This window comes from Microbaculum marinum, assembly GCF_037855135.1.
Classification (GTDB): Bacteria; Pseudomonadota; Alphaproteobacteria; order Rhizobiales; family Tepidamorphaceae; genus Microbaculum; species Microbaculum marinum.
Genome location: NZ_JAZHOF010000014.1, coordinates 1 through 24,401, shown reverse-complemented (window position 1 = coordinate 24,401; position 24,401 = coordinate 1). Strand labels below are relative to the sequence as shown.

The 24,401-nt window shown below is 68.3% G+C and carries 23 protein-coding genes and 1 pseudogene; 16 read left to right on the top strand and 8 right to left on the bottom strand.

Annotation, left to right across the window (positions count from 1 at the left end):
* Positions 1-116 precede the first annotated feature (116 nt).
* Complete coding sequence (locus V3328_RS25130; protein ID WP_340332482.1) at positions 117-857, bottom strand: DUF1223 domain-containing protein; 741 nt, start codon at positions 855-857, stop codon at positions 117-119.
* A 186-nt stretch (positions 858-1,043) separates the two neighbouring features.
* Positions 1,044-3,758, bottom strand: coding sequence for an aconitate hydratase AcnA (acnA, locus tag V3328_RS25125; RefSeq protein ID WP_340332481.1), 2,715 nt, complete (start codon positions 3,756-3,758; stop codon positions 1,044-1,046).
* Between the two features lie 219 nt (positions 3,759-3,977).
* Between acnA and ccmA the strand changes: the two genes are divergently transcribed.
* The 6 genes from ccmA (at position 3,978) to V3328_RS25095 (ending at position 7,713) form a co-directional block, all read left to right on the top strand.
* A complete protein-coding gene (ccmA, locus tag V3328_RS25120; RefSeq protein ID WP_340332585.1) occupies positions 3,978-4,595 on the top strand; it encodes a heme ABC exporter ATP-binding protein CcmA in 618 nt (205 codons plus the stop codon).
* Positions 4,592-5,263: a heme exporter protein CcmB gene (gene ccmB / locus V3328_RS25115; protein ID WP_340332480.1), complete on the top strand. Its 672-nt coding sequence runs from the start codon at positions 4,592-4,594 to the stop codon at positions 5,261-5,263. The genes ccmA and ccmB overlap by 4 nt, the downstream gene beginning before the upstream one ends.
* A gap of 109 nt (positions 5,264-5,372) precedes the next feature.
* Positions 5,373-6,107, top strand: coding sequence for a heme ABC transporter permease (locus V3328_RS25110; RefSeq protein ID WP_340332479.1), 735 nt, complete (start codon positions 5,373-5,375; stop codon positions 6,105-6,107).
* A 9-nt stretch (positions 6,108-6,116) separates the two neighbouring features.
* Positions 6,117-6,275 carry a heme exporter protein CcmD gene (ccmD, locus tag V3328_RS25105; protein ID WP_340332478.1) on the top strand — a complete coding sequence of 53 codons (159 nt, stop codon included), beginning with the start codon at positions 6,117-6,119 and terminating at the stop codon, positions 6,273-6,275.
* Positions 6,272-6,892, top strand: coding sequence for a DsbE family thiol:disulfide interchange protein (locus V3328_RS25100; protein WP_378758841.1), 621 nt, complete (start codon positions 6,272-6,274; stop codon positions 6,890-6,892). The genes ccmD and V3328_RS25100 overlap by 4 nt, the downstream gene beginning before the upstream one ends.
* Before the next feature lie 254 nt (positions 6,893-7,146).
* Positions 7,147-7,713, top strand: coding sequence for an NUDIX domain-containing protein (locus tag V3328_RS25095; protein WP_340332477.1), 567 nt, complete (start codon positions 7,147-7,149; stop codon positions 7,711-7,713).
* On the opposite strand, the gene V3328_RS25090 is transcribed toward V3328_RS25095, so the two are convergent.
* From V3328_RS25090 to V3328_RS25065, 6 genes are all read right to left on the bottom strand, one after another.
* On the bottom strand, positions 7,710-8,303 hold the full coding sequence (locus V3328_RS25090) for a septation protein A (protein WP_340332476.1): 594 nt from the start codon (positions 8,301-8,303) through the stop codon (positions 7,710-7,712). The two genes, V3328_RS25095 and V3328_RS25090, sit on opposite strands and share 4 nt — an antisense overlap.
* A complete protein-coding gene (gene ftsY / locus V3328_RS25085) occupies positions 8,293-9,393 on the bottom strand; it encodes a signal recognition particle-docking protein FtsY (RefSeq protein WP_340332475.1) in 1,101 nt (366 codons plus the stop codon). The genes V3328_RS25090 and ftsY overlap by 11 nt, the downstream gene beginning before the upstream one ends.
* Positions 9,390-10,670: a tRNA (N(6)-L-threonylcarbamoyladenosine(37)-C(2))-methylthiotransferase MtaB gene (mtaB, locus tag V3328_RS25080; protein ID WP_340332474.1), complete on the bottom strand. Its 1,281-nt coding sequence runs from the start codon at positions 10,668-10,670 to the stop codon at positions 9,390-9,392. The genes ftsY and mtaB overlap by 4 nt, the downstream gene beginning before the upstream one ends.
* 4 nt (positions 10,671-10,674) lie before the next feature.
* Positions 10,675-11,541 carry a diaminopimelate epimerase gene (gene dapF / locus V3328_RS25075; RefSeq protein WP_340332473.1) on the bottom strand — a complete coding sequence of 289 codons (867 nt, stop codon included), beginning with the start codon at positions 11,539-11,541 and terminating at the stop codon, positions 10,675-10,677.
* 97 nt (positions 11,542-11,638) lie between these two features.
* Positions 11,639-12,292 carry a hypothetical protein gene (locus V3328_RS25070; protein WP_340332472.1) on the bottom strand — a complete coding sequence of 218 codons (654 nt, stop codon included), beginning with the start codon at positions 12,290-12,292 and terminating at the stop codon, positions 11,639-11,641.
* Between the two features lie 101 nt (positions 12,293-12,393).
* A complete protein-coding gene (locus V3328_RS25065) occupies positions 12,394-13,137 on the bottom strand; it encodes an acetoacetate decarboxylase (protein ID WP_378758842.1) in 744 nt (247 codons plus the stop codon).
* A 326-nt stretch (positions 13,138-13,463) separates the two neighbouring features.
* Here V3328_RS25065 and V3328_RS25060 point away from each other — a divergent pair, with 326 nt between their 5' ends.
* The 10 genes and pseudogenes from V3328_RS25060 (at position 13,464) to leuC (ending at position 23,841) form a co-directional block, all read left to right on the top strand.
* On the top strand, positions 13,464-14,804 hold the full coding sequence (locus tag V3328_RS25060) for a DEAD/DEAH box helicase (protein ID WP_340332471.1): 1,341 nt from the start codon (positions 13,464-13,466) through the stop codon (positions 14,802-14,804).
* 72 nt (positions 14,805-14,876) lie between these two features.
* Positions 14,877-15,152, top strand: coding sequence for a translation initiation factor IF-1 (infA, locus tag V3328_RS25055; protein WP_340332470.1), 276 nt, complete (start codon positions 14,877-14,879; stop codon positions 15,150-15,152).
* 997 nt (positions 15,153-16,149) lie between these two features.
* Complete coding sequence (locus tag V3328_RS25050; RefSeq protein WP_340332469.1) at positions 16,150-16,341, top strand: glutathione S-transferase; 192 nt, start codon at positions 16,150-16,152, stop codon at positions 16,339-16,341.
* Positions 16,342-16,350: 9 nt separating this feature from the next.
* Positions 16,351-17,907, top strand: a complete 1,557-nt coding sequence (gene ffh / locus V3328_RS25045; protein WP_340332468.1) for a signal recognition particle protein — start codon at positions 16,351-16,353, stop codon at positions 17,905-17,907.
* A gap of 69 nt (positions 17,908-17,976) precedes the next feature.
* On the top strand, positions 17,977-18,405 hold the full coding sequence (rpsP, locus tag V3328_RS25040) for a 30S ribosomal protein S16 (protein ID WP_340332467.1): 429 nt from the start codon (positions 17,977-17,979) through the stop codon (positions 18,403-18,405).
* A gap of 276 nt (positions 18,406-18,681) precedes the next feature.
* Positions 18,682-19,212 carry a ribosome maturation factor RimM gene (gene rimM, locus V3328_RS25035; protein ID WP_340332466.1) on the top strand — a complete coding sequence of 177 codons (531 nt, stop codon included), beginning with the start codon at positions 18,682-18,684 and terminating at the stop codon, positions 19,210-19,212.
* On the top strand, positions 19,209-19,943 hold the full coding sequence (gene trmD / locus V3328_RS25030; RefSeq protein ID WP_340332465.1) for a tRNA (guanosine(37)-N1)-methyltransferase TrmD: 735 nt from the start codon (positions 19,209-19,211) through the stop codon (positions 19,941-19,943). Before rimM ends, trmD begins: the two co-directional genes overlap by 4 nt.
* Before the next feature lie 72 nt (positions 19,944-20,015).
* A pseudogene (gene rplS, locus V3328_RS25025) lies at positions 20,016-20,381 on the top strand (50S ribosomal protein L19); the annotation flags it as partial.
* A gap of 554 nt (positions 20,382-20,935) precedes the next feature.
* Positions 20,936-22,141, top strand: coding sequence for a CynX/NimT family MFS transporter (locus tag V3328_RS25020; RefSeq protein ID WP_340332464.1), 1,206 nt, complete (start codon positions 20,936-20,938; stop codon positions 22,139-22,141).
* 284 nt (positions 22,142-22,425) lie between these two features.
* The gene (leuC, locus tag V3328_RS25015) at positions 22,426-23,841 is read left to right on the top strand and encodes a 3-isopropylmalate dehydratase large subunit (protein ID WP_340332463.1); all 1,416 of its coding nucleotides are present in this window, start codon (positions 22,426-22,428) and stop codon (positions 23,839-23,841) included.
* Positions 23,842-24,401: the final 560 nt, after the last annotated feature.

The window sequence follows — 24,401 nt, the reverse complement described above, 5'->3', positions numbered from 1 at the left end:
AGCCTCATGGTTAGGAGGGCGCAAGGCGCCCGTCCCGAACCACGAGGCGCTGGCGGGAGAAGGGGCAGCGCTATCCGGAGCGTCGCCGGCAACCGGCGAACCCCGTCTGTCCCCTCCTACAGCTGCGCCGCCGCCAGGATCGGGCCGGGGCTGGTGCCGTCGCCCTCCTGCAGGAGTACGGCGCATCGTGCGCCGCCATCGGCGGGCATGGCTATCGTCAGGGTCATCGGCTGGCCGGTCCAGGTGCCGATCGGCTCGATGCGCCGCACGACGTTGTTGTAGGTGATCGTGCGGCCCCGGTTCTCGCCGCGCTCGATCTCCACCGTGCGCGCCTCGTCGAACACCACCAGCCACAGCGTGGCCTGCTTCGGCCTGTTCAGGAGACCGCGCGCCTTGCCCGCCTCCACGACGAGCTTGTCGGCCTCGTGGCGCAACGACAGGTCGATGGCCTTCGGGTCGATCCTGTCGCCGGTCGACTGCAGGGCGTTCCTCAGGCCGGTCCGGTCCGAGCCGACCGCGTGCATCATGCCGTTGACGACGGCCTGCGGCGTATAGACGGCGCGGTCGTCGCGGGCGTGCGCATAGGCCTTCTGGCGTGCCGTGAAGGCCGGATCGGCAAGGGTGTCCTTCCAGCCGAGATAGTCCCAGTAGTCGATGTTGTAGCTCAGCGCCAGAACGTCGCCGCGTGCCTTCAATTCGCCCAGCAGCGCATCGGCGGCCGGACACGACGAGCAGCCCTGGCTGGTGAACAGCTCCACCACGTCGAGGCGCTCGTCCTGCGCCCGCGCCGTCGCGGCGAGCGCGAGCATCGTGGCCGCCGCCACGAGGACGCATCTTGAACAGCCGTGCCTGGTCATTGCAATCCACCCAACTGGACCGGCCGCTGACGGCCGATGTGCGGCCCCCGGAATACGCGTCCCGGAATTCAAAAGCCAGTCACATTGGGGTGACGCTCCTGGTCCGGCGGGATCCTTGCGCCGTTGCGACAAAAAAGGACCCGGTCCGACTGGACCGGGGCCTCCATCAATCAGGCGACGGAGCGGTCAGGCGGCGAGGTTGCGCAGCACGTAGTGCAGGATGCCGCCGTTGTGGAAGTAGTCCAGCTCGTCGAGGGTGTCGATCCGGCAGAGCACGGGCACCTTCTTCGTCTTGCCGTCGGCGAAGGTGACCTGCACCGTCAGTTCGGCGCGCGGCTTCAGCCCGTCGGCGAGGCCCTCGATGGTGACGGTTTCGTCGCCCTTGAGGCCGAGCTTCTGCCACGAGTCGCCCTCGCCGAACTGCAGCGGCAGCACGCCCATGCCGATCAGGTTTGAGCGATGGATGCGCTCGAAGGATTGCGCCACGACGGCGCGCACGCCGAGCAGGCGCGTGCCCTTGGCCGCCCAGTCGCGCGAGGAGCCGGTGCCGTATTCCTTGCCGGCGAACACCACCAGCGGCACGTTCTCCTTCCAGTACTTCATCGCCGCGTCGTAGATCGACATCTCCTTGCCGTCCGGATAGTGGACGGTGACGCCGCCCTCCACGCCCGGCACCATCTGGTTCTTGATGCGGATGTTGGCGAAGGTGCCGCGCATCATCACCTCGTGGTTACCGCGCCGCGTGCCGTACTGGTTGAAATCGAGCGGCTTGACGTTGTGGTCGACCAGGTACCTGCCGGCAGGGCTCTGTACCTTGATCGAACCGGCCGGCGAGATGTGGTCGGTGGTGATCGAGTCCAGGAACAGGCCGAGGACGCGGGCGCCCTCGATGTCGGTGATCGGCTCGGGCTGGCGCTCCATGCCCTCGAAGTAGGGCGGGTTCTGGACATAGGTGGAATCGGAATCCCAGCCGTAGGTCAGGCCGCCCTGGACCTTGATCTTCTGCCAGTTGGCGTCGCCCTTGAACACGTCGGCATATTTCTCGCGGAACATCTTGCGGGTGATCGTGTTGCGCACGAAGTCGGCGACCTCTTGGACGCTCGGCCAGATGTCCTTCAGGTAGACCGGGTTGCCCTTCTTGTCGGTGCCGAGCGGCTCCGTGGTGATATCCACCTGCATCGAACCGGCGAGCGCGTAGGCGACGACGAGCGGCGGCGAGGCGAGATAGTTCGCCCGGACGTCCGGATTGACGCGACCCTCGAAGTTGCGGTTGCCCGACAGCACCGAGCAGGCGACGAGATCTGCCTTGTTGACGGTCTTGGAGATCGGCTCGGGCAGCGGCCCGGAATTGCCGATGCAGGTGGTGCAGCCGAACCCGACCAGGTTGAAGCCGACCTTGTCGAGCTCCTTCTGCAGGCCTGACTCGGCAAGGTATTCGGCGACCACCTGGCTGCCCGGCGCCAGCGACGTCTTCACCCACGGCTTTGGCTTCAGGCCGAGCTTGGCGGCGTTGCGGGCCACCAGGCCGGCGGCCATCATGACGTAGGGATTGGAGGTGTTGGTGCACGAGGTGATCGCCGCGATCACCACGTCGCCGTGGCCGAGGTCGTACGACTCGCCGGTCACCTTGGCCCGCTTGTCGACCTCCTCGCCCTTGCCGAATTCCGAGTTCAGGGCCTCCAGGAACTTCGGCTTGGCCTCCGCCAGCAGCACCCGGTCCTGCGGGCGCTTCGGCCCGGCGATCGACGGCTCGACGTCGCCGAGGTCGAGCTGCAGCGAGTCGGTGAACTCGGGGTCGGCCGCCCGCGGCGTGCGGAACATGCCCTGCGCCTTGGCGTAGGCCTCGACCAGCTCGACGCGGCCCTTCGCCCGCCCGGTCTGGGTGAGGTAGCGGATCGTGTCCTCGTCGACCGGGAAGAAGCCGCATGTCGCGCCGTATTCGGGCGCCATGTTGGCGATCGTCGCGCGGTCCTCGAGCGGCAGGTGGTTGAGGCCGGCGCCGTAGAACTCGACGAACTTGCCGACAACGCCCTTCGCCCGCAGCATCTGTGTCACGGTCAGCACCAGGTCGGTGGCGGTGACGCCTTCCTTCAGCTTGCCGGTCAGCTTGAAGCCTATCACCTCGGGGATCAGCATCGAGATCGGCTGGCCGAGCATGGCGGCCTCCGCCTCGATGCCGCCGACGCCCCAGCCCAGCACCGAGAGGCCGTTGACCATCGTGGTGTGGCTGTCGGTGCCCACCAGCGTATCCGGGAAGGCCTGCTCGACGGTGGTCGTCTTGCCCTTGGCGTCAGTGACCTTCTGCTTCTTGGTCCACACCGTCTGGCCGAGATATTCCAGGTTCACCTGGTGGCAGATGCCGGTGCCCGGCGGAACCACGCGGAAGTTGTCGAACGCCTCCTGGCCCCAGCGCAGGAAGCGGTAGCGCTCGCCGTTGCGCTCGTATTCGTGCTTGACGTTGGCGCGGAAGGCGCGGGCATTGCCGAACTCGTCGACGATCACCGAGTGGTCGATGACCAGGTCGACCGGCACCAGCGGATTGATCTTCTTGGGATCCCCCCCGAGCACGGTCATCGCGTCGCGCATCGCCGCCAGATCGACGATCGCCGGCACGCCGGTGAAGTCCTGCATCAGCACGCGGGCCGGCCGGAAGGCGATCTCGCGGTCGGACCGCTTCTTCTTCAGCCAGGCGGCCATCGCCTTGATGTCGGCCTTCTTGACCGTACGCCCGTCCTCGTTGCGCAGCAGATTCTCGAGCAGAACCTTGAGCGAATAGGGAAGGCTGGAGATGCCCTTCAAGCCGTTCTTCTCGGCGGCCTTCAGACTGTAATACTCATACGTCTTGTTGCCGACCTTGAGGGTCTTGCGCGCCTTGAAACTGTCGAGGGAGGTGGAGGTCACGTGTTTCGGCCTCTTGCGTTCGGGGGTCAGTGGCAGGATCGGAGTACCCGTCCGACATAGGCCTTCGGCCCGTTCATGTCGATCATTCGGCGCCCCGCTTGCCGCGTATATAGAGAATTTCTAAGACTGGTGCCAATACGGCGAATGACGGCAAAGGCAGATCCGCCCGATGGCGACCCCCTCCGCAGCGACCGCGGGACCTCGCAGCTGGACGCCGGCATGCGCCTGAGGGGCCGCGACCTGGCCTGCGTTCGCGGCGGGCGCGAGGTGTTCTCCGGCGTCTCGTTCGGGATCGAGGCGGGCAGCCTCATCAAGCTTCGCGGACCCAACGGCGCCGGCAAGTCGTCGCTGCTGCGCCTCGTCGCCGGCCTGCTGCGGCCGAGCGCCGGCGATCTCGATCTGGACGGTGGACCCGAGGACGTGCCGATTGCCGAGCAGGCTCACTATGTCGGCCATCTCGATACGCTGAAGCCCGCCCTGACGGTGCTGGAGAACCTCGGCTTCTGGGCGGACATGCTCGGCGGGACCCGCGCAACGGCCGGCGCTGCGCTGGAGCGGGCCGGGCTCGCGCCGCTGGCCGATTTCCCCGCCGGAATCCTGTCGGCCGGCCAGCGCCGGCGGCTGGCGCTCGCCCGGCTCGCCGCCGCGCCGCGTCCGCTCTGGCTGCTCGACGAGCCGACCACCGCCATCGACGCGGCGGCGCGCGACCGCCTGTTCGTCCTCATCCACGATCATCTCGACGCCGGCGGTCTCGTCATGATCGCGACACACGACGACCTGCCGGTCGAGGGGCAGACGCTCCAACTCGGCGCGGCGCCACCCGGAGCCGGCGCGTGAGCGGCGCGGCGCTGGCGCTGTTCAGGCGCGAGGTGAGGCTCGCCGTGCGGGTCGGTGGCGGCGCCATGATGGGCGCGGTGTTCTTCCTGACCGTCGTCGTCATCATGCCGTTCGCGGTCGGCCCCGACCTCAACCTCCTGCAGCGCGTCGGCCCGGCGATCCTGTGGGTCGGCGCCCTGCTCGCCAGCCTGATCGGCCTCGACCGGCTGTTCCAGGCCGACCACGAGGACGGCTCGCTGGACCTCATGACGATGACCGAGACGCCGCTGGTGGTGATTGTCGCCGTCAAGGCCGCCGCCCACTGGGTGACGACGGGCCTGCCGCTGGTGATCGTCGCGCCGGTGCTCGGGCTGATGCTGAACGTCGAGCCCGGTGCGCTTGTCGCCGTGGCGCTGACGCTGCTGGTCGGCACCCCCGGACTGACCTTCGTCGGCGCCATCGGCGCCGCGCTGACGGTGGCGCTCAGACGCGGCGGGCTGCTGGTGCCGGTGCTGGTGCTGCCGCTGACCGTTCCGATACTGATCTTCGGGGTCAGCGCCACCGGCGCCGCCATCGCCGGACCGATGTCGATATCGACGCCGCTGGCGGTGCTGGGCTCCCTGACGCTGCTCAGCCTGGTGCTGGCGCCGCTCGCGGCCGCCGCCGCCCTGCGCCTGGCGCTGGAATGACGGCCTCGTCCCGGGTGGGCGACATACAGCAACATGCCGCAGTTGTTTCATATCAACGCACGGCCGATATAATCGCCGTAACTGGCGGATCAGAAGCCCCCGAATTCCGATGATTGAACTCGCCAACCCGACCCGTTTCATGGCGCTGTCGAAGCGCCTGCTGCCCTGGCTGTGGGCGGCGGCGGCCCTGGTGACGATCGCCGGGCTGGTGATGGCGTTCCGCGCCCCCGCCGACTACCAGCAGGGCCGCACGGTTCTGATCATGTACATCCACGTGCCGGCCGCCTGGCTGGCGATGATGTGCTACACGATCATCGCCCTGTCGGGGCTCGGCACGCTGGTCTGGCGCCATCCGCTCGCCGACGTTTCGGCCAGGGCGGCGGCGCCGATCGGCGCGGCGTTCACATTCCTGGCGCTGGTCACCGGCTCGCTGTGGGGCAAGCCGATGTGGGGCACCTGGTGGGTCTGGGACGCCCGCCTCACGTCCGTGCTGCTCTTGTTCCTGATGTATCTCGGCCTGATCGCGCTGTGGCGCGCCTTCGACGACCCGGTCCGCGCGGCCCGGCCCGCGGCGATCCTGGCGCTGGTCGGCTTCGTCAACGTGCCGATCATCAAGTTCTCCGTGGAATGGTGGAACACGCTGCACCAGCCGGCCAGCGTCTTCCGCCTCGACGGGCCGACGATCGATCCGGCGATGCTGTGGCCGCTCCTCGTGATGGCGGTCGGCTACACGCTGCTGTTTCTCGCCCTGCATACGGCGGCGATGCGCAACGAGATCATGCGCCGCCGCGTCCGCGCCATGCGCGTTCGGGCGGCAGGCGGCGTGCTGGCCCCGGCGGAATAGGATTACGCGATGTCGCACTACGGATTCATCTTCGCCGCCTACGCGGTCACCGCGATCGTGCTCGTAGGGCTGATCGCCTGGGTGGTGGCCGACGGCCGCACGCAGAAGGCGGCACTCGACGAGCTCGACAGGCGCGGCATCCGCCGCCGGAGCGACCGGGCCTCATGAGTTCGAACGAGACCACCGGGCCGGGGACCCGCAAGCGGCGCGTCGATACGATGCGGCTTTTGCTGCTGTTGCCGCTGGCGCTGTTCGTCGGGCTGGCGGGCCTGCTGCTGTTCCGTCTCTACGCCGGCGATCCCTCGATCATCCCCTCCGCGCTGATCGGCCGCGAGGTGCCGCAGTTCGAACTTCCGCCGCTCGACGGGCTGGAGAGCGACGGCCGGCAGGTGCCCGGCTTCGCCTCCGGCGACCTGAAGGGCAACGGCGTGACGCTGGTCAATGTCTGGGCCTCGTGGTGCGTGCCGTGCCGGGAGGAGCATCCGCTGCTGAGCGAGCTCGCCCGCGACGACAGGTTCCGTCTGTTCGGCATGAACTACAAGGACGGTGCCGACAACGCGCGGCGCTTCCTCGGCCGCTACGGCAACCCGTTCGAGGCGGTCGGCGCCGATGCGAACGGCCGGGTCGGGATCGACTGGGGCGTCTACGGGGTGCCGGAGACCTTCATCGTCGATGACGACGGCGCGATCGTCTACAAGCATATCGGCCCGCTGACGCCGCAGTCGATTTCCGAGCGGCTGATGCCGGAGATCGAGAAGGCGCTGGCGCCGAAGCCGGCATCCTGACGTCGATCGACGCAGAGGTGAACGGGCGGCGGCGCCCGGGCCTCGATCCTTCGAGATGCGGCTGCGCCGGTCCTCAGGATGAGGCGAGAGTGTGGATGCGTGCAGCCGTCACTGTTGTCGCCGGCCAGCCGCCAAACCTTGACCCTCATGGCGAGGAGCGCCCGAGGGGCGCGTCTCGAACCATGCAGGCCCCGACCTCCGACACGGCCCGAACCGCATTGATTTTCCCGCCGTCTCCAAGGCACCATCCCCGAATGGCCGAGCACGAACCCGACTTCCATCACGCCGTCCCGCCCGGCGACACGCTGTCCCGGCGGGTGTGCACCCGCTGCGGGTTCATCCACTACGACAATCCGAAGGTGGTGGTCGGCTCGGTGGTGCGATCGGGGTCGAAGGTGCTGCTGTGCCGGCGCGCGATCCACCCGCGCCGCGGCTTCTGGACGATGCCGGCCGGCTACCTGGAGCTGAACGAGGATCCGGAGGCCGGCGCCCGCCGCGAGGCGCGCGAGGAGGCCAACGCCGAACTCGACATCTCCGGAATCCTGGCCGTCTATTCCGTCCCCCGCCTGTCGCAGGTGCAGGTGATCTTCCGCGCCACCCTGGTCGGCGGCTTCGCGCCGGGTGAGGAGAGCCTGGACGTGGACCTCTTCGAGTGGGACGGCATTCCGTGGGATGAGATCGCCTTCCCGTCGGTCCACTGGGCCCTCAACCACGACCGGGCGACCGAGCTCGGCCAGGCATCGCCGCCCTTCGTCAATCCGCAGGGCGAGAACGGCGATCTACTGCCCGGCGGGACGCCGCTGAAAAGCGAGGACGCCTAGACCGCCTTGCCTTCTTCCTCCTCGTCGAGCCCGTACTTCTTCAGCAACGGCAGCTGGGCCATGGCGAACAGCATGGTCAACGGCATGATCGCGAAGACCTTGAAGCTCACCCAGGTGTCGGTCGAGAAGGTGCGCCAGACGATCTCGTTGAGCACCGCGAGGAACACGAAGAACGCCGCCCATCTCAGCGTGCAGATGCGCCAGCCCTCCTCGGTCATCCGGAAGACGCTGCCGAAGGCGTATTTGAGGAAGGCGCGGCGGAAATAGAGCCCGACCAGCAGCATCGCCGCGAACAGCAGGTTGACGATGGTCGGCTTCATCTTGATGAAGGTGTCGTCCTGCAGCCAGAGCGTCAGGCCGCCGAACACCGTCACGAACACGGCCGTCACCAGCGGCATCACCGGGGTCGTGCGCAGCATTGCCCAGGAGACCGCGACCGAGACCAGCGTCGCGGGGATGAACACGCCGGTCGCCCAGAAGATTCCTAGCTTCCAGTTCACCGCGAAGAAGATCACCAGCGGTCCGATCTCCAGCGCCGGGCGCACCCACTCCGGCGGACCGGGATGACGTTCGATCGTCTCAGGCCGCATCGTCGCCTGCCTCCGTGATTGTTTCGCCGACGATCGCCCGGGCGAACTCCTTCGCCTCGAAGGGCTGCAGGTCGTCGATTCCCTCGCCGACCCCGATCGCGTGCACCGGCAGGCCGTGCCTGGCGGCGATGGCCACCAGGATGCCGCCGCGGGCGGTGCCGTCGAGCTTGGTCATGACCAGGCCGGTCACCCCGGCGACCTGCGTGAAGATCTCCACCTGGTTCATGGCGTTCTGGCCGGTGGTCGCGTCCAGCACCAGCAGCACCGTGTGCGGCGCCGTCTCGTCCTGCTTGCGCAGCACCCTGACGATCTTTTCCAGTTCCGCCATCAGGTTGGCCTTGTTCTGCAGGCGCCCTGCGGTGTCGAGCATCAGCAGGTCGGCGTTCTGCTCCCTGGCAAGCTTGAGGGCGTCGAAGGCCAGGCCCGAGGCGTCCGAGCCCTGCGGGCGGGCGACCACCGTGGATCCGGTCCGCTCGCCCCAGATCTTGAGCTGTTCGATCGCCGCCGCCCGGAACGTGTCGCCGGCGCCGAGCACCACCGACTTGCCATCTGCGCGGAACTTCGCGGCGAGCTTGCCGATCGTCGTGGTCTTGCCGGAGCCGTTGACGCCGACGACGAGGACCACATGCGGCCGGCGGGCGCCGTCGATCTCCAGCGGCCGCGCCACCGGCTCCAGCACGCCGGTGATCTCCGAGGCGAGCACTTCGCGCAGCTCGGCGTCGTCGATCTCCTTGTCGTAGCGGTCGCGGGCGAGCCGCTCGGTGATGCGCACCGCCGTTTCGACGCCGAGGTCGGCCTGCACGAGGATGTCCTCGAGATCCTGCAGCGTCTCGTCATCGAGCCTGCGCTTGCGGATCAGCGCGGTCAGGTTTTGGCCAAGCGCGCTGGAGGAGCGGGCGAGGCCGGAGGTCAGGCGCTGCAACCAGTTCTTCGGCTTGCCGGCGACGGCTGCGGACTCCGGCCGGCCGGCATCGGTCTCGTCGGTCTTCGGCTGTTCGGCGGCGGGTTCGGCGGGTGCCGGCGCCGGCGCGGGAGCGCTGCGCCCGAGCATCCGGTCCATGAAGCTCGGCCGACTCTTGTCTCCGCTCATGCCGCCTGCATCTCGACGTCTGCCTGAAGGTGGCGGCCGTCGTGGCCGGTGACGCGGGCCGGGACGATGGCGCCGACGCGGGTTTCCGCGGCGAGCTTCGCGATCGTGAACTGCTCGGTCCGGCCGGTGCCTTCCGCCTCGACGAGGACTCGCCGCGCCCGGCCGACCTCGCCGTCGAGATGGCGCGACAGCGCGCGTGCGCCTTCGTCCCTGAGCCGTGCGGCCCGCTCCTTGACTAGGCGCCGGTCGAGCTGCGGCATCCGGGCCGCCGGCGTGCCGGTGCGCGGCGAGAACGGAAACACGTGAAGATGGGTCAGGCCGCAATCCTCGACGATGCGCCTTGTGTTCTCGAACATCGCGTCGGACTCGGTCGGGAAGCCGGCGATCAGGTCGGCGCCGAACACGGTATCCGGCCGCAGCCTGCGGACGTCCTCGCAGAACTGCACCGACTGCGCCCGGCTGTGGCGGCGCTTCATGCGCTTGAGGATCATGTCGTCGCCGGCCTGCAGCGACAGGTGCAGGTGCGGCATCAGGCGCTCCTCCTCGGCAAGCGCCCGCATCAGGTCCTCGTCGGCCTCGACCGAATCGATCGAGGACAGGCGCAGCCTCTGCAGCTCGGGAACGTTGCGAAGGATCGACCGGACCAGCGTGCCGAAGCGCGGCGCGCCGGGAAGGTCGGGGCCGTAGGAGGTCAGGTCGACGCCGGTCAGCACCACCTCCGCGTAGCCGTTGCCGACCAGCGTGCGGACCTGGTCGACGACCGCGCCCATCGGCACCGAGCGGGAGGGGCCGCGGCCGTAGGGGATGATGCAGAAGGTGCAGCGGTGGTCGCAGCCGTTCTGGACCTGCACGAAGGCGCGCGTGCGCCCCTCGAAGCTCTCCACCAGATGGGCGCCGGTCTCGGTCAGCTCCATGATGTCGTTGACCCGGACCTTCTCCTCGGCCTCCAGGTCGAACGGCAAGCGGTAGCTGGCGGGCTGCAGCTTCTCGGCGTTGCCGAGGACCAGATCGACCTCGGCCATCGCGGCGAAGGTCTCGGGCTCGGTCTGCGCGGCGCAGCCGGTGACGATGATGCGGGCGGTCGGGTTGTCGCGCCGTGCCCGGCGGATCGCCTGGCGCGCCTGTCGCACCGCCTCGCCGGTCACCGCGCATGTGTTGACGATGACGGCGTCGCGGAGGCCGGCTTCGTCGGTGGCGCGGCGGATCGTCTCCGATTCCACCGCATTGAGGCGGCAGCCGAAGGTCAGGATATCGGCCCGGTTGGATGTCTCCGGCATTGGCTCAGGCCGCCGTTTCGAGGGATCCGGCCGGCAGCATGCCCTCGTGCTCGAATTCCCAGGGGCCGGTCATCAGCACGTGATCGTCGCGCTCGCGCCACTCGATCAGAAGCGGGCCGCCGGGAAGCGTCACGGTGACGGAGCGTCCGGTCAGTCCGAGCCGCGCAGCCGCGACCGCCGCCGCGCAGGCCGCCGAGCCGCAGGCCCGGGTCAGGCCGGCGCCGCGTTCCCACACCCGCAGGGTGATCCCGTCCGGCGCCGTCACCTGCGCCAGGCTGATGTTAGCGCGTTCGGGAAAGACCGGATCGGTTTCCAGCTGCGGGCCGAGCCGCGCGAGGTCGTAGGCCCCGACGTCGTCGACCCAGAAGATCGCGTGCGGATTGCCCATGTTGGCGACGCTCGGCTGCGACAGGATCGGCGCCTCGGCCGGCCCGACCCGCAGGTCGATCGCCCTTGTGTCGGCAAATTCCCTGGCCAGCGGGATCTCGCTCCAGCCGAACTTCGGCGCGCCCATGTCGACGGTGATCAGCCCGTCGCCGGCATCCCAGGACGGCAGCAGCCCCGCGTCGGTCTCGAAGGTCGCCTCCGACCTGCCGGTCTCCTCCATAGCCAGCGCCGCGATGCACCGCGTGCCGTTGCCGCAGGCCGCCGACAGCGAGCCGTCGGTGTTGAAGATCCGCACGTAGGCGTCGGTCCCGTGGCTGCGCGGGCGCAGCAGCACCATCATCTGGTCGAAATGCGTGTCCGGCCGCGCGGCGATCTCCCGGACCAAGGCCGGGGTCAGCGACACGGATTGCGCGCGCAGGTCGACGACCAGGATCTCGTTGCCGAGCCCGTTCATCTTGCGGTAGCGGATCGAAGGCGCACTCATCACGAAACTCCGCGCCGGCCCGGGTCGCTGCCCGTCGCTCCGGCTTGCGCCCGTTATATGGCCATTGCGGGGGCCAGCGCCACCCTTGCCGCGGCGATCAGGCCGCCTTCGCCGTGATCGTGTCGTAGCCCTTGTCGAGATCGACCCGCACCAGCGCGCTCAGCAGGCGCGGGAAGTCCTGCTTCGAGACGAGCTTCGACAGGGCCCTGGCGTCAACTCCGAGTTTCAGTTTGTCGGCCGCCTGCAGCGCCCGCTTGTCGGCGAACGGATACAGTTCCGTCCATACCGCCTGCATCTCCCGGAAGAACAGATCGGCGCCGACGTCGCCGATGCCCTTGAACGCCTTCAGCCGCCGGCGCTCCTCGGCGGAATCGCGGCCGGCCGCCTCGCGCAGCCGGCGCAGGTCGCCCCGGTAGCTCTCCTGCAAGAGCCGCGCGGTGTCCTCCAGCATCCGCGAGGTGCTCTCGTCGTAGCGGGCGTAGCCGGCCCGGTTGAGCACGTCGGTGCGGGCCCGCCAGCCGGCGTCGATCATCCTGGCCGGCGTGCGCCAGCCCTGCTTCGACAGCGCCGCCGCCGCGGACGCTGCCGCGTCCGCCCGGATCCGGGCGCTGAACAGCAGGCAGGCGACCAGCCAGCGGAACAGCGGCGAGGGCGTGTTGCGGGCGATGTCTATGCTAAGCTCGCCGCTGTATGTGCGTCCGTAGCTGTCGAGCAGCCGTTTTGCCATTTCGCTCCTGTTCGGCCTGGCCATGACAGATATCCCGTGCTGGATCGAACCTGACGGGACAATGCCTGGCCGTGGCCGTCGTTCCCTGGAGGAAGCCGGAGCCCGCGACGGTCGTGGCAGCGCGCTCAGGCCAGGTAGTCGTGCACCACCTCGCCGAGGCCGAGCGTCAGGTCGGTCTGGATGTGGGTTGCGCCGAGCACCTTCAGCACCGGCAGCTGGGCGACCGGCGCCAGCGCGTGGTGGAACAGCTCCAGCGCCGACGGACCGGTCCAGGCGCCCTTGAAGACGATGTCCTCCATGTAGTAGCGCACCAGTTCGCAGACGCGCGGGGTGCCGTCGACATGCGGGATGATCTTCAGGAGGAAGCTCGGCCCCGTCAGCGAGGGCATCACGTCGGCCTCGGCGAGCGCCTTGTGCTTGTAGCCCATCGTCGCGGTGGCGATGCGGATGGCGCCGAAGTCGAGCGTGCCCACCAGCGTCTCCTTTTCGACCTGCAGCTTCGGGCTGGCCAGCTTCTTGGGAAAGCCCCACAGCTCGCGGCCGCCTGCGATCGGCGAATCGTCGTCGAGATACATCGCGTGCACGTAGCCGCCCGCCTGGCCCTTGTAGGTGACCGGAATGACCTGGCCGGACTCGGTGTAGTCGCCGAAGCCCGTGGAATCGGGCATGCGGATCACCTCGAACTTGACGATCGGGTCGGCGCCGAGCTCGAGCGGCGCCGGGACCACCTCGGCGAGCGCATCCGGGTCGGTGCGATAGGTGATGATGAAGAACTCCCGGTCGACGAACCGGTACGGCCCGGGCGGATAGGCCGGACTGGTGAGCGGCATCGCATAGGCGCGGGCGCGAACGTCGTCTTCGCTGATCATCGGCTGGCTTCCTCGGCTGCGGTAAGGGGTCGGGCGGCTCGGAACGCGGTTTGCAATTGCACAAAACACACTATCGCGTCTTCGCTACCGCAAAAAGACTCGCTTTACATCTTGAAAAACCTCCGCAAATCCGCCATGTAAGGCGCGCTTGAGGCTCGCGGACCGCGTTGCACGAGGCCCTGCCCGGGTTTTCTGTCCGCCAGACCAAACCTCTTTCGACCCAATCGACAACCCAGGCTGCGCGGGATGTCTTCACCCGCAGAATCGCGTGCTCGCGACGCCCAATCCCGTTGGTGCGCCGGCGCGCGACAACGAAAGCGTATTAATTGACGACTTTTTCCGAATTGAACCTGTCCGCCCCGCTGATGCGCGCGCTCGATGAAGCCGGCCACGAAACGCCGACACCGATCCAGGCGCAGGCCATTCCCCATCTGTTGAACGGACGCGATCTCATCGGCATCGCCCAGACCGGCACCGGCAAGACCGCCGCGTTCGCGCTGCCGATCCTGACGCATCTGGAAAAGAGCGCCGGCCACGTCGCGCCGAAGTCCTGCCGGGTGCTGGTGCTGAGCCCGACCCGCGAGCTCTCCGGCCAGATCGTCGATGCCTTCAAGGGCTACGGACGCCATATCAGGCCGCGCGTCGAGCTGGTCATCGGCGGCGTGCCGATGGGCCGCCAAATCCGCGCCATGAGCCACGGGGTCGACGTCCTCGTCGCCACTCCGGGTCGCCTCATCGACCTGGTCGAACAGCGCGCCGTGCGGCTCGATTCCGTCGAGGTGCTGGTGCTGGACGAAGCCGACCAGATGCTCGACATGGGCTTCATCCATGCGATCCGCGCGATCGCCAGACTGCTTCCCGAGGAACGCCAGACGCTGCTGTTCTCGGCCACCATGCCGGCGGCGATCGCCGACCTGTCGCGTCAGTTCCTGAACGATCCGGTCCGCGTGTCGGTGACCCCGGTCGCCAAGACCGCCGACAAGGTCGAGCAGACCGTCATCCACGTGAACCGGGCCGACAAGCCGTCACGCCTCGCCGAGGTGCTGAGCGATCCGGCGATCGAGCAGGCGCTGGTCTTCACCCGCACCAAGCACGGGGCCGACAAGGTCGTGCGCTCGCTCGACAAGGCCGGCATCAAGTCGGCGGCGATCCACGGCAACAAGTCCCAGAATCAGCGCGAGCGCACGCTCGCCGCCTTCCGGGCCGGCAAGATCTCCGCGCTCATCGCGACCGACATCGCCGCACGCGGCCTCGACATCCCGGGCGTCAGCCACGTCGTCAACTACGACCTGCCCAACGTGCCGGAATCCTATGTCCACCGCATCGGCCGCACTGCCCGCGCCGGACGCGACGGCATCGCCGTGGCCTTCTGCGACGTGGAGGAACGGCCGCTGCTCAAGGCGATCGAGAAGCTGATCCGCATGCCGATACCGGCATCGGGTGCCGCCGCGGACGCCGCCGGCGATGCCCGCCCGATCGCCTACAGGGCTGAGGACAAGCCGAAGTCGGCGAATCCCGGCCGCCCCGGCCGCCGCCGCCGGCGCAGCAAGAAGCCGCACGCGCAGGGCAAGGCCAATGTCGCTCCGGCTCGCCGCGGCTCCGGCCCGGGGGAGTCGGGTGCCAATCCGGGCCACGCACTGTCCGCCATGCCTTTCATGCAGGGATAGGGTGAATTCGCGCCCGACCCGTGGCATAACGCCCCTCAAATAAGGCACGAGGAGATCCGCAAGGAGACCTGAATGGCAAAAGAAGAAATGCTCGAATTCGAAGGAACCGTCACGGAAGTGCTTCCGGACGGCAACTTCCGTGTGAAGCTGGACAACGAACACGAGATCCTCGCCTACGCGGCGGGCAAGATGCGCAAGCACCGCATCCGCACCATCGCCGGCGATCGCGTTACCGTCGAGATGAGCCCCTACGACCTGGAGCGCGGGCGCATCAACTTCCGTCACCGCACCGCAGGCCCCGCACCGGGCGGCCCTCGCCGTGGCGGCGGCAACTTCCGGCGGCGGTGAGGATCAGCTGCGACGAACAAGTGATGCGCGACGGCCGAGATCCTGAGCTACGAGTGGACTGGGAGGCTGCCTTCAAGCAAATGGCAGCCGCCGGGGACGACGCACCTCTGTTTCCGGACGGCATGGTATCCGAATGGGACGATTCGGAGTGGCAATGGTAGAATTGTCGGCAAGCGATCTATCGTGGCAACGTATAGCGAATCGTTAGTGACGCTCCATCGCCAGCTTCAGGCGCAAAGACGATTTCATCAGTAGCGGTCATCTGCTGCCGCATGGCGCCGCAGCACATTGGCATTCGATGCGATCCTCCAGGGTAACCGCCGACTACCCTGTGCAATTCGCCGGCATTTATTTCCACGTGTGACCGACCTTGTCTTTCGGCCCGACTGAGCTGAGCCTCAAGCTCGACCCGAAAATCGTGCGTGCTTGGAACCATCGCTGAATTCGCCTTCATAGCCGTTCGGGAGTGTACGATATCCTGTTTCGGCGTACGACTTCTCGACCGCGCAGGAGATCGGCATGGCAACATGTTGGGCGTCAACGTGGTGACACCGCACGTTTTCGAGCCAGCCCGTAGCCCGGATGAAGGGCCAGCGAAATCCGGGAGACGTCGGTGCCGTATCGCGAGGCCGATCCGGGATTGCTCTCCGCTCCATCCAGGCTACCTCGTCCGCAAGTCAAAGCACACACTCCGCTCATCCCCGTGAAAACGGGGATCCAGCGTCAAAGCCCGGCGCAGCCGCCGCCTTTGATTCCACCTTTCGCCGGCACGAGGGGAGGACATTCGCAAGCGTCATGCCGCAGCGACTTCTTGCGGTATCCCGACATTTCTTGACTCCGGCCGCCCTCGCGCGTATCACTCGCCCGTTCTCTATGAACACGGATTGAATTCGAGACGGTCGCTCCGCACATGAGGCGGACGGGATCGACACCCGCCAGCGAAGGTTCGCCCGCGGGTGCGCTTTTCGTTTGGATAAACGGGCGTGGCGAGGCTGACATGGCCGAGACACTGAACATCGAGGACTGCATCAACGAGGTCTGCCCCTGGTCGGGCAAGCCCGTGAGCCCGGATTCGCTGACCCGGTACCGCGGTGAGGTGGTCGGCTTCTGCAATCCCGGCTGCCGGGACAAGTTCGCCGCCGCCACCGCCCCATTCGACGAAGCCATCGACAAAGCGATCGAAGGATAGTTCAGGCCGATGTTCGACAGCCTCCAGGAACGACTGTCCGGCATTCTCGACACGCTGACCCGGCGCGGCGCGCTGACCGAGGCCGATGTCTCGGCGGCGCTGCGCGAGGTGCGGCGCGCGCTGCTGGAGGCCGATGTCGCGCTCGACGTCGTCCGCGACTTCGTCGAGACCGTGCGCGAACGCGCCGTCGGCGCCAACGTCGTCAAGTCGGTGACACCCGGCCAGATGGTCGTCAAGATCGTCCACGACACCCTCGTCGAGACGTTGGGGTCGGACGCCAGGCCGATCGACCTGAACGCCGCCCCGCCGGTCGCCATCATGATGGTCGGCCTGCAGGGCTCGGGCAAGACCACAACCACCGCCAAGATCGCCAAGCGGCTGACCGAGCGGGGCCGAAGCAAGGTCCTGATGGCCTCGCTCGACACCCGACGTCCCGCCGCCCAGGAACAGCTCAAGATCCTCGGCGAGCAGGTCTCCGTCGACACCCTGCCGATCGTCGCGGGCCAGTCGCCCGTGCAGATCGCCCAGCGCGCGATGCAGGCCGCCCGTCTCGGCGGCTACGACGTCGTCCTGCTCGACACCGCCGGCCGTCAGTTCGTCGACGAGGCGCTGATGGCCGAGATGGTCGAGATCGAGAAGGCCACCGATCCGCACGAGGTGCTGCTGGTCGCGGACGCCCTTACCGGCCAGGACGCGGTCAACCTCGCCCGCGCCTTCGACGAGCGGCTGAGCCTCACCGGCATCGTGCTGACGCGCCTCGACGGCGACGGTCGCGGCGGCGCGGCGCTGTCGATGCGCGCCGTCACCGGCAAGCCGATCAAGCTCGCCGGCGTCGGCGAGAAGCTCGACGAACTCGAGGAATTCCATCCCGAACGCATCGCCAACCGCATCCTCGGCATGGGCGACATCGTCAGCCTCGTCGAGAAGGCCGCCGAATCCATCGACGCCGAGCAGGCGCAGAAGATGGCCGAGAAGATGCGCAAGGGCGCATTCGATCTCGACGATCTCGCCGAGCAGCTCAAGCAGATGGAGAAGATCGGCGGTATGCAGGGCGTGCTGGGCATGCTGCCGGGCATGGGCAAGATGAAGAAGCAGCTCGAGGGCGCCAATCTCGACGACCGAGTCATCAAGCGTCAGGCCGCCATCATCTCTTCGATGACGCGCCAGGAGCGGCGCAAGCCCGAGATACTCAAAGCAAGCCGCAAGAAGCGCATCGCCGCCGGCTCCGGCACGCGCGTCGAGGAAGTCAACAAGCTGCTCAAGATGCACCGCCAGATGGCCGACATGATGAAGGCCATGGGCGGCAAGAAGGGCAAGCGGGGCCTGGGCGCCCTGTTCGGCGGGATGCCTGGGGGAATGCCGGGCGGGATGCCGCCCGGAATGCCGAACCTTTCGCCGGAGGAACTCGCCGCCTTGCAGGGTGGCGGACAGCCTGGCGAGATGCCGAAGATGCCGCAGCTGCCGCCCGGACTGGGCGCCGGCGGACTGCCGCCCGGCCTGGGTGTCCCCGGCCGCGGCCTGCCCGGGCTGCCCAAGGGCCTGCCGGGCTTCGGCAAGAAGAAGTGAGAGCGCGCGGCTCTGGTGAAATCGAACGAACAGCTCTGAAAGTTACACGGTAAAAAAGGAAGAAACTGGATGTCCCTGAGAATCAGACTCGCCCGCGGCGGCGCCAAGAAGCGGCCGTTCTACCGGATCGTGGTGGCCGATGCCCGCAGCCCGCGCGACGGCCGCTTCATCGAGAAGCTCGGCACCTTCAACCCGCTCTTGCCGAAGGACCACGCCGAGCGCGTCGTCCTCGACGTCGACAAGGCCAAGGATTGGCTCGCCAAGGGCGCAACGCCGACCGATCGTGTGCTGCGTTTCCTCGACGCCGCCGGCGTCATGACCCGCCCGGCCCGCAACAACCCGAACAAGGGCAAGCCGGGCCAGAAGGCGCAGGAGCGCATCGAGCTGAGGCGCCAGGCCGAGGAAGAGGCCAGGGCCGCCGCCGAGGCTCCGGCGGAAGCGCCCGCCGAGGAGGCTCCCGCCGAAGCCGCGCCGGGCGAGGAACAGGCCGCCGGCTGACGAGCGCGGCCCGTTTCCGGAAAGATCGGCGTGCGTGCTCCAGATGACAGGCCTGAGCACCCTCACCTGGGCCGTTGGCTCGAGCCCTCCCCCAGCGACATCGGATGCTTCCGATGTTGCTACCAGAAGCAGCGAAGTCGGGAACACCCGACTTCGTGGGGGAGAGGTGGCGGCATACGCTGAGACCCACCTCTACCGTGGGGAGAGGTCGGCTGCGCAGCAGCCGGGTGAGGGGTTCCGGTGTCGGCTTGAGGTCTCCCGCGGGAGCAAAGGCCGATGACTGGCAAGAGCAACCGCGTCTGTGTCGGCGTTGTCGGCGCCCCGCACGGGGTCCGCGGCGAGGTGCGGATCAAGAGCGAGACCGCCGATCCGCTCGACATAGCCGCCTACGGGCCGCTGTCGACGGAAGACGGACGGACGCTGACGATCCGGTCGGTGCGGCCGGCCAAGGGTGTTGTGGTGGCCTCCATCGAAGGCATCACCGATCGCGATGCGGCCGAGACGCTGAAGAACAGGCGGCTCTATGTCGACCGCGACAGGCTGCCGGAGCCGGACGAGGACGAGTGGTACCACGCCGACCTGGTCGGGCTGTCGGCGGTGGGCGTGGACGGGGCGAAGATCGGCACCGTGACGGCGGTGCAGGATTTCGGCGGCGGTGATCTCCTCGAGGTCGCCCTGTCGGAGTCCCGGCGGACGGTGTTCGTGCCGTTCAACCGCACCGTGGTGCCGGACGTCGATATCGCGGCCGGACGGCTGATCGTCGATCCGCCGGACGGCCTTCTGGACGAGGACGAGGACGAGAGATGAGCGGCTGGCACGCCACCGTGCTGACCATCTATCCGGGCATGTTTCCCGGCCCGCTCGGGCTCGCCCTGGCGGGGCGGGCGCTGGAGTCCGGCCTGTGGCGTCTCGACGTCCGCGACATGCGCGATTTCGCATCCGACCGCCACCGCACCGTCGACGACACGCCGGCCGGCGGCGGTCCCGGCATGGTGATGAAGGCCGATATCGTCGCCGCGGCGATAGACGACGCCGAGGCCGCCGGTCCGCAGCGTCCGCGAATCCTGCTGTCGCCGCGCGGCGCGCCGCTGACCCAGGCCCGCGTCCGCGCGCTCTGCGAGGGTCCCGGCGCGATCCTCGTCTGCGGCCGCTTCGAGGGCGTCGACGAGCGCGTCATCGAGGCGCGCGGCCTCGAGGAGGTCTCGCTCGGCGACTTCGTGCTGTCCGGCGGCGAGATCGCCGCGCTGGCCGTGCTCGACGCCTGCGTCCGGCTGCTGCCCGGCGTGATGGGAGCCGAGGCGTCGGCGTCGGAGGAGAGCTTCGAGCAGGGGCTGCTCGAATATCCGCACTACACCCGGCCGCAGGTCTGGGAAGGCCGGGCGATCCCCGACGTCCTGGTCTCCGGCGATCACGGCCGCGTCGCCCGCTGGCGCCGCGCCGAGGCCGAGCGCATTACCCGTCAGCGCCGGCCGGATCTGTGGGCGTCCTACAGCAGACTGCAGGGCGCCCGTCTCGACAATTTAGAAGGTTTCAAGTAGACGAACGTCAACCAATGCGCAGGCGGCGGCTCAGGTGCCGGGAACGAGCGCAGAGTTAAAGGAAGTAATCAGATGAACATACTGCAGGAAATCGAGAAAGAGCACGCCGCAACGCTCGCCGCCAGCCGCCCGGTGCCGGCGTTCCAGTCCGGCGACACGGTGCGCGTCAACGTGCGCATCGTCGAAGGCGAGCGGACCCGCGTGCAGGCCTATGAAGGCGTCTGCATCGCCCGCGGCGGCCACGGCATCAACGAGAGCTTCACGGTCCGCAAGATCTCCTACGGCGAAGGCGTCGAGCGCGTCTTCCCCGTGCATTCGCCGAACATCGAGTCTATCGAGGTGAAGCGCCGCGGCAAGGTGCGCCGTGCAAAGCTCTATTACCTGCGCGAACGCCGCGGCAAGTCGGCCCGTATCGCCGAGCGTGTCGATACGCGGGCCGGCGCGCGCGGCGCGGCCACGGAGGCGGCAGCCAAGCCGGCGGAACTGAAGGCGCTGTTCTTCCGTCCGAAGGGCGCTCCGGACGATCTCACCCGCATCGACGGCGTCGGCGAGGTGCTGGTCGAGAAGCTCCACAAGCTCGGCATCACCAAGTTCGACCAGATCGCCAACTTTTCCGACGAGGACATCGCCAGGGTCGACGAGGTCCTCGACTTCAAGGGCCGGATCGAGCGCGAGGACTGGATCGGCCAGGCCCGCGCCCTGATCGCCGAGGCGACCGTCGACGAGATCCAGGTCGACGAGGCGCCCGCCGAAGACGCTGCCGCGGAGACGCCGGCCGAGGAGGCCACCGAAGAGAAGAAGGACTGAGGTTCTCCTTCCCGGGGATGCTTTCCTGACGGGCGGCCGATCGGCCGCCCGTTTTCGTTTTTCCCCCGACGGTGCGGGCGCGAGGGCGGGTGGATGTCCGATATGTCCGGCCCCGTCTACGGGCCAGCCAGCAGAACCGGGCGGGCGACCGCCTCCGGTCGCGCGCCGGCGGTATGAGCGGACCGATGCCTCCATTGCCTCCCGTCAAGGCGTCCGACTCCCGTGCGGCACGGCTCGTCCTGCTCGTCACGGCGATCGGCCTGATCTCGCTCAATCTGCGCCCGGCGCTGACGAGCCCGGGGCCTCTCCTGTCGGAGATCATGCGCGAGTTCGGCATCGATACCGCGCTGGCCGGCGGGGTGACCGGGATCTCGCTGATCTGCCTCGGCGTCTTCGGGGCCGCCGCGCCACGGCTTGCCCGGCGGTTCGGACCGGAGCGGGTGATCCTGGCGCTGCTGGTCGTCCTTGCCGCGGGAATCGCGTTGCGCGGCACCGGATCTTTCGGGGCCCTGATCGGCGGCATGATCCTCGCCGGCCTGGGCATCGGCGTCATCCAGGTGCTGCTGCCCGGCATCGTCAAGCGCGACTTCGCGCGCCACGCCGGCACGATGACCGGGCTCTATACGATGAACCTGTGTCTCGGCGCGGCGATCGGCGCCGGGCTGGCGATTCCGCTTGAGCAGACGCTGGGAAGCTGGCGGCTGTCGCTGGCCGCCTGGGCGCTGCCGGCACTGGCGGCTGCGATCATCTGGCTGCCGCAGGCCTTCGTGCGCCAGTCGCCGGCGCCGCGCGCCGCGCGCCCCGGCCGGCTGTGGCGCGATCCGCTCGCCTGGGCAGTCACCTGCTTCATGGGGCTGCAGTCTTGCCTGGCCTACATGATGATCGGGCTGATGCCGCTGATCCTGGAGCAGCGCGGCGACGACAGCGCCCGGGCCGGCCTCATCACCGCGATCGCCATCGCCCCGCAGGCGCTGACCGCACTTGCCGTGCCGCATTTCGCGGCCCGGATGCGCAACCAGAGTGCCGTTGCCATCGTCTCCATCGCCGTTTCGGCCATCGGATTCCTCGGCCTCCTGTTCGCGCCGCCGTCGACGGCCCTGTTGTTTGCGGTCATCGAGGGACTGGGGCTCGGCGCGACCATCGGCATCGCCATCCTGTTCATCGTCCTGCGCGCGCCGGACAGCCACGTGGCGACGGACCTGTCGGGAATGTCGCAGAGCGTCGGCTACATCATCGCCGCTCTCGGCCCGATCGTCGCCGGCCTGTTGCGCGATGCCGGCGGCAACTGGGTTCTGCCGGCGGCGTTCTTCCTCGCCGTGGCCAGCCTGAACGCGGTCGCCGGCTGGTACGCAGGCCGCGATGCCCACGTCCTGCAGGATCCGGAGAGCTGATTCGGTCCGACGCAAGAACGTTGCCGTAAGGCCGGACAGGTCCTATGTTGCCGCCATGACACGACGCCGGACATTCACGAGCGCACCGACCGGGCGCCGGGCGATACGGCCCGGCCTGCTGCCGGGCTGCCCCGGCGCGGCGCCGCTGCACGACCACGCGCTGCTGCCCTGGCGCTTTCATCCTTCGCTGCACGCGGCCGACGGCTTCCTTTGACGCCGCCCCGGCCGGGTGCGCCCGGCCTGACGCCTGCGCCAGTTAGATCCCCCCGATGGAATTCAGCACAATGTCCGAACCGAGAACCCTTTACGACAAGATCTGGGACGACCACCTGGTCGAAGCCCGCGAGGATGGAACCTGCCTGCTCTATATCGACCGTCACCTCATCCACGAGGTGACGAGCCCGCAGGCCTTCGAAGGTCTGCGCCTGAACGGCCGCAGGGTGCGCGCGCCGCAGAAGACGCTGGCCGTCGTCGACCACAACGTGCCGACCACCGACCGCAGCCACGGCATCGACGATCCCGAAGCCGCCCTGCAGATCGAGATGCTGGCGAAGAACACCCGCGAGTTCGGCGTCGAGTATTACGACGAGAACGACATTCGGCAGGGCATCGTCCACGTCATCGGCCCGGAACAGGGCTTCACCCTGCCCGGCACCACCATCGTGTGCGGCGATTCTCACACCTCGACCCACGGCGCCTTCGGGGCGCTCGCCCACGGCATCGGCACCTCCGAGGTCGAGCACGTGCTCGCCACGCAGACGCTGATGCAGCGCAAGGCGCGCAACATGAAGGTGCAGGTCGACGGCAAGCTGCCGGACGGAGTCACGCCGAAGGACGTCATTCTCGCCATCATCGGCGAGATCGGCACAGCCGGCGGCACCGGCCACGTCATCGAGTATTCCGGCGAGGTGTTCCGCGACATGTCGATGGAGGGCCGCATGACGGTCTGCAACATGTCGATAGAAGGCGGGGCGCGCGCCGGCCTGATCGCGCCCGACGAGAAGACCTATGCCTATATCGAGGGCCGGCCGATGGCGCCCAAGGGCACGGCCTGGGACATGGCCCGGGCCTACTGGGAGACGCTGCCGAGCGACGAGGGCGCCTATTTCGACCATGTCGTCACGCTGGACGGCTCCGCGTTGCCGCCGATCGTGTCGTGGGGAACGAGCCCGGAGGACGTCATCTCGATCGCCGGGGTCGTCCCCGATCCCTCTCTGATCGAGAACGAGGGGCTGCGCCAGGCGAAGATCCGGGCGCTGGAATACATGGGCCTGACGCCGGGAATGAAGATCACGGATATCCGGCCGCAGCGGGTCTTCATCGGCTCCTGCACCAATTCGCGGATCGAGGATCTGCGCGCCGCCGCCCGAATCGCGGAGGGCCACACGGTCCATCCCGACGTCAACGCGATGGTCGTGCCGGGATCCGGCCTGGTCAAGGAACAGGCGGAAGCCGAAGGCCTCGACGCGATCTTCAGGGCGGCCGGCTTCGACTGGCGCGAACCGGGCTGCTCGATGTGCCTTGCCATGAACGCCGACCGGCTGGCGCCGCTCGAGCGGTGCGCGTCGACGTCGAACCGCAACTTCGAGGGCCGCCAGGGCTTCAAGGGCCGCACCCATCTAGTCTCCCCCGAAATGGCCGCAGCAGCGGCGATCGCCGGCCATTTCGTTGACGTGCGGGAGTGGCCGAGGGCGGTCTGAGGCGACCCCTGGTGCCGTGACTGCGGGCGGCAGGAACTGCCCGCGGCCGCCCAAATTTTTTCGGCTGCGTGCCATCATTGCGGCGCGGCGGTTCTCTGCGACGGCAGTCTCTGCGGCCCCGGGCGATCCCGGCTCTCCGGCTTCGCCTGCGGCCGGGATGACGCGGGTGGATGGCGTGCGAGGGGCACCCCGCTCGCAGTTTCCGCCTGTCGGGTGCATGATTGGACGTTGAGTCCGCGGTTCGGCCGCCGCAGCCCGCCGGCATCGAGCCGGCGGCCCGCGCACCCCCACCCCGACCCTCCCCCATCAAGGGGGAGGGGGAACCGGGGGCGAGGCTGCGAATTCAGCCTTGTGCTCAGTATCTGTCCGACGACCGGGTCGCGCCGCCCCACCTCTGCGCACACGCCTTACCCACCGAGGAGAGGGGAACGGTGGGCGATGCCCCGCATTCGGTCCGACCCCAGCATTTGCAGCACGACCGGATCGTGATCATGCGGCCACGCTTCTCGGCGCACGCCTTCCTCGCCCTTGATGGAGGACGGGAACCGTGGGTGGAATTC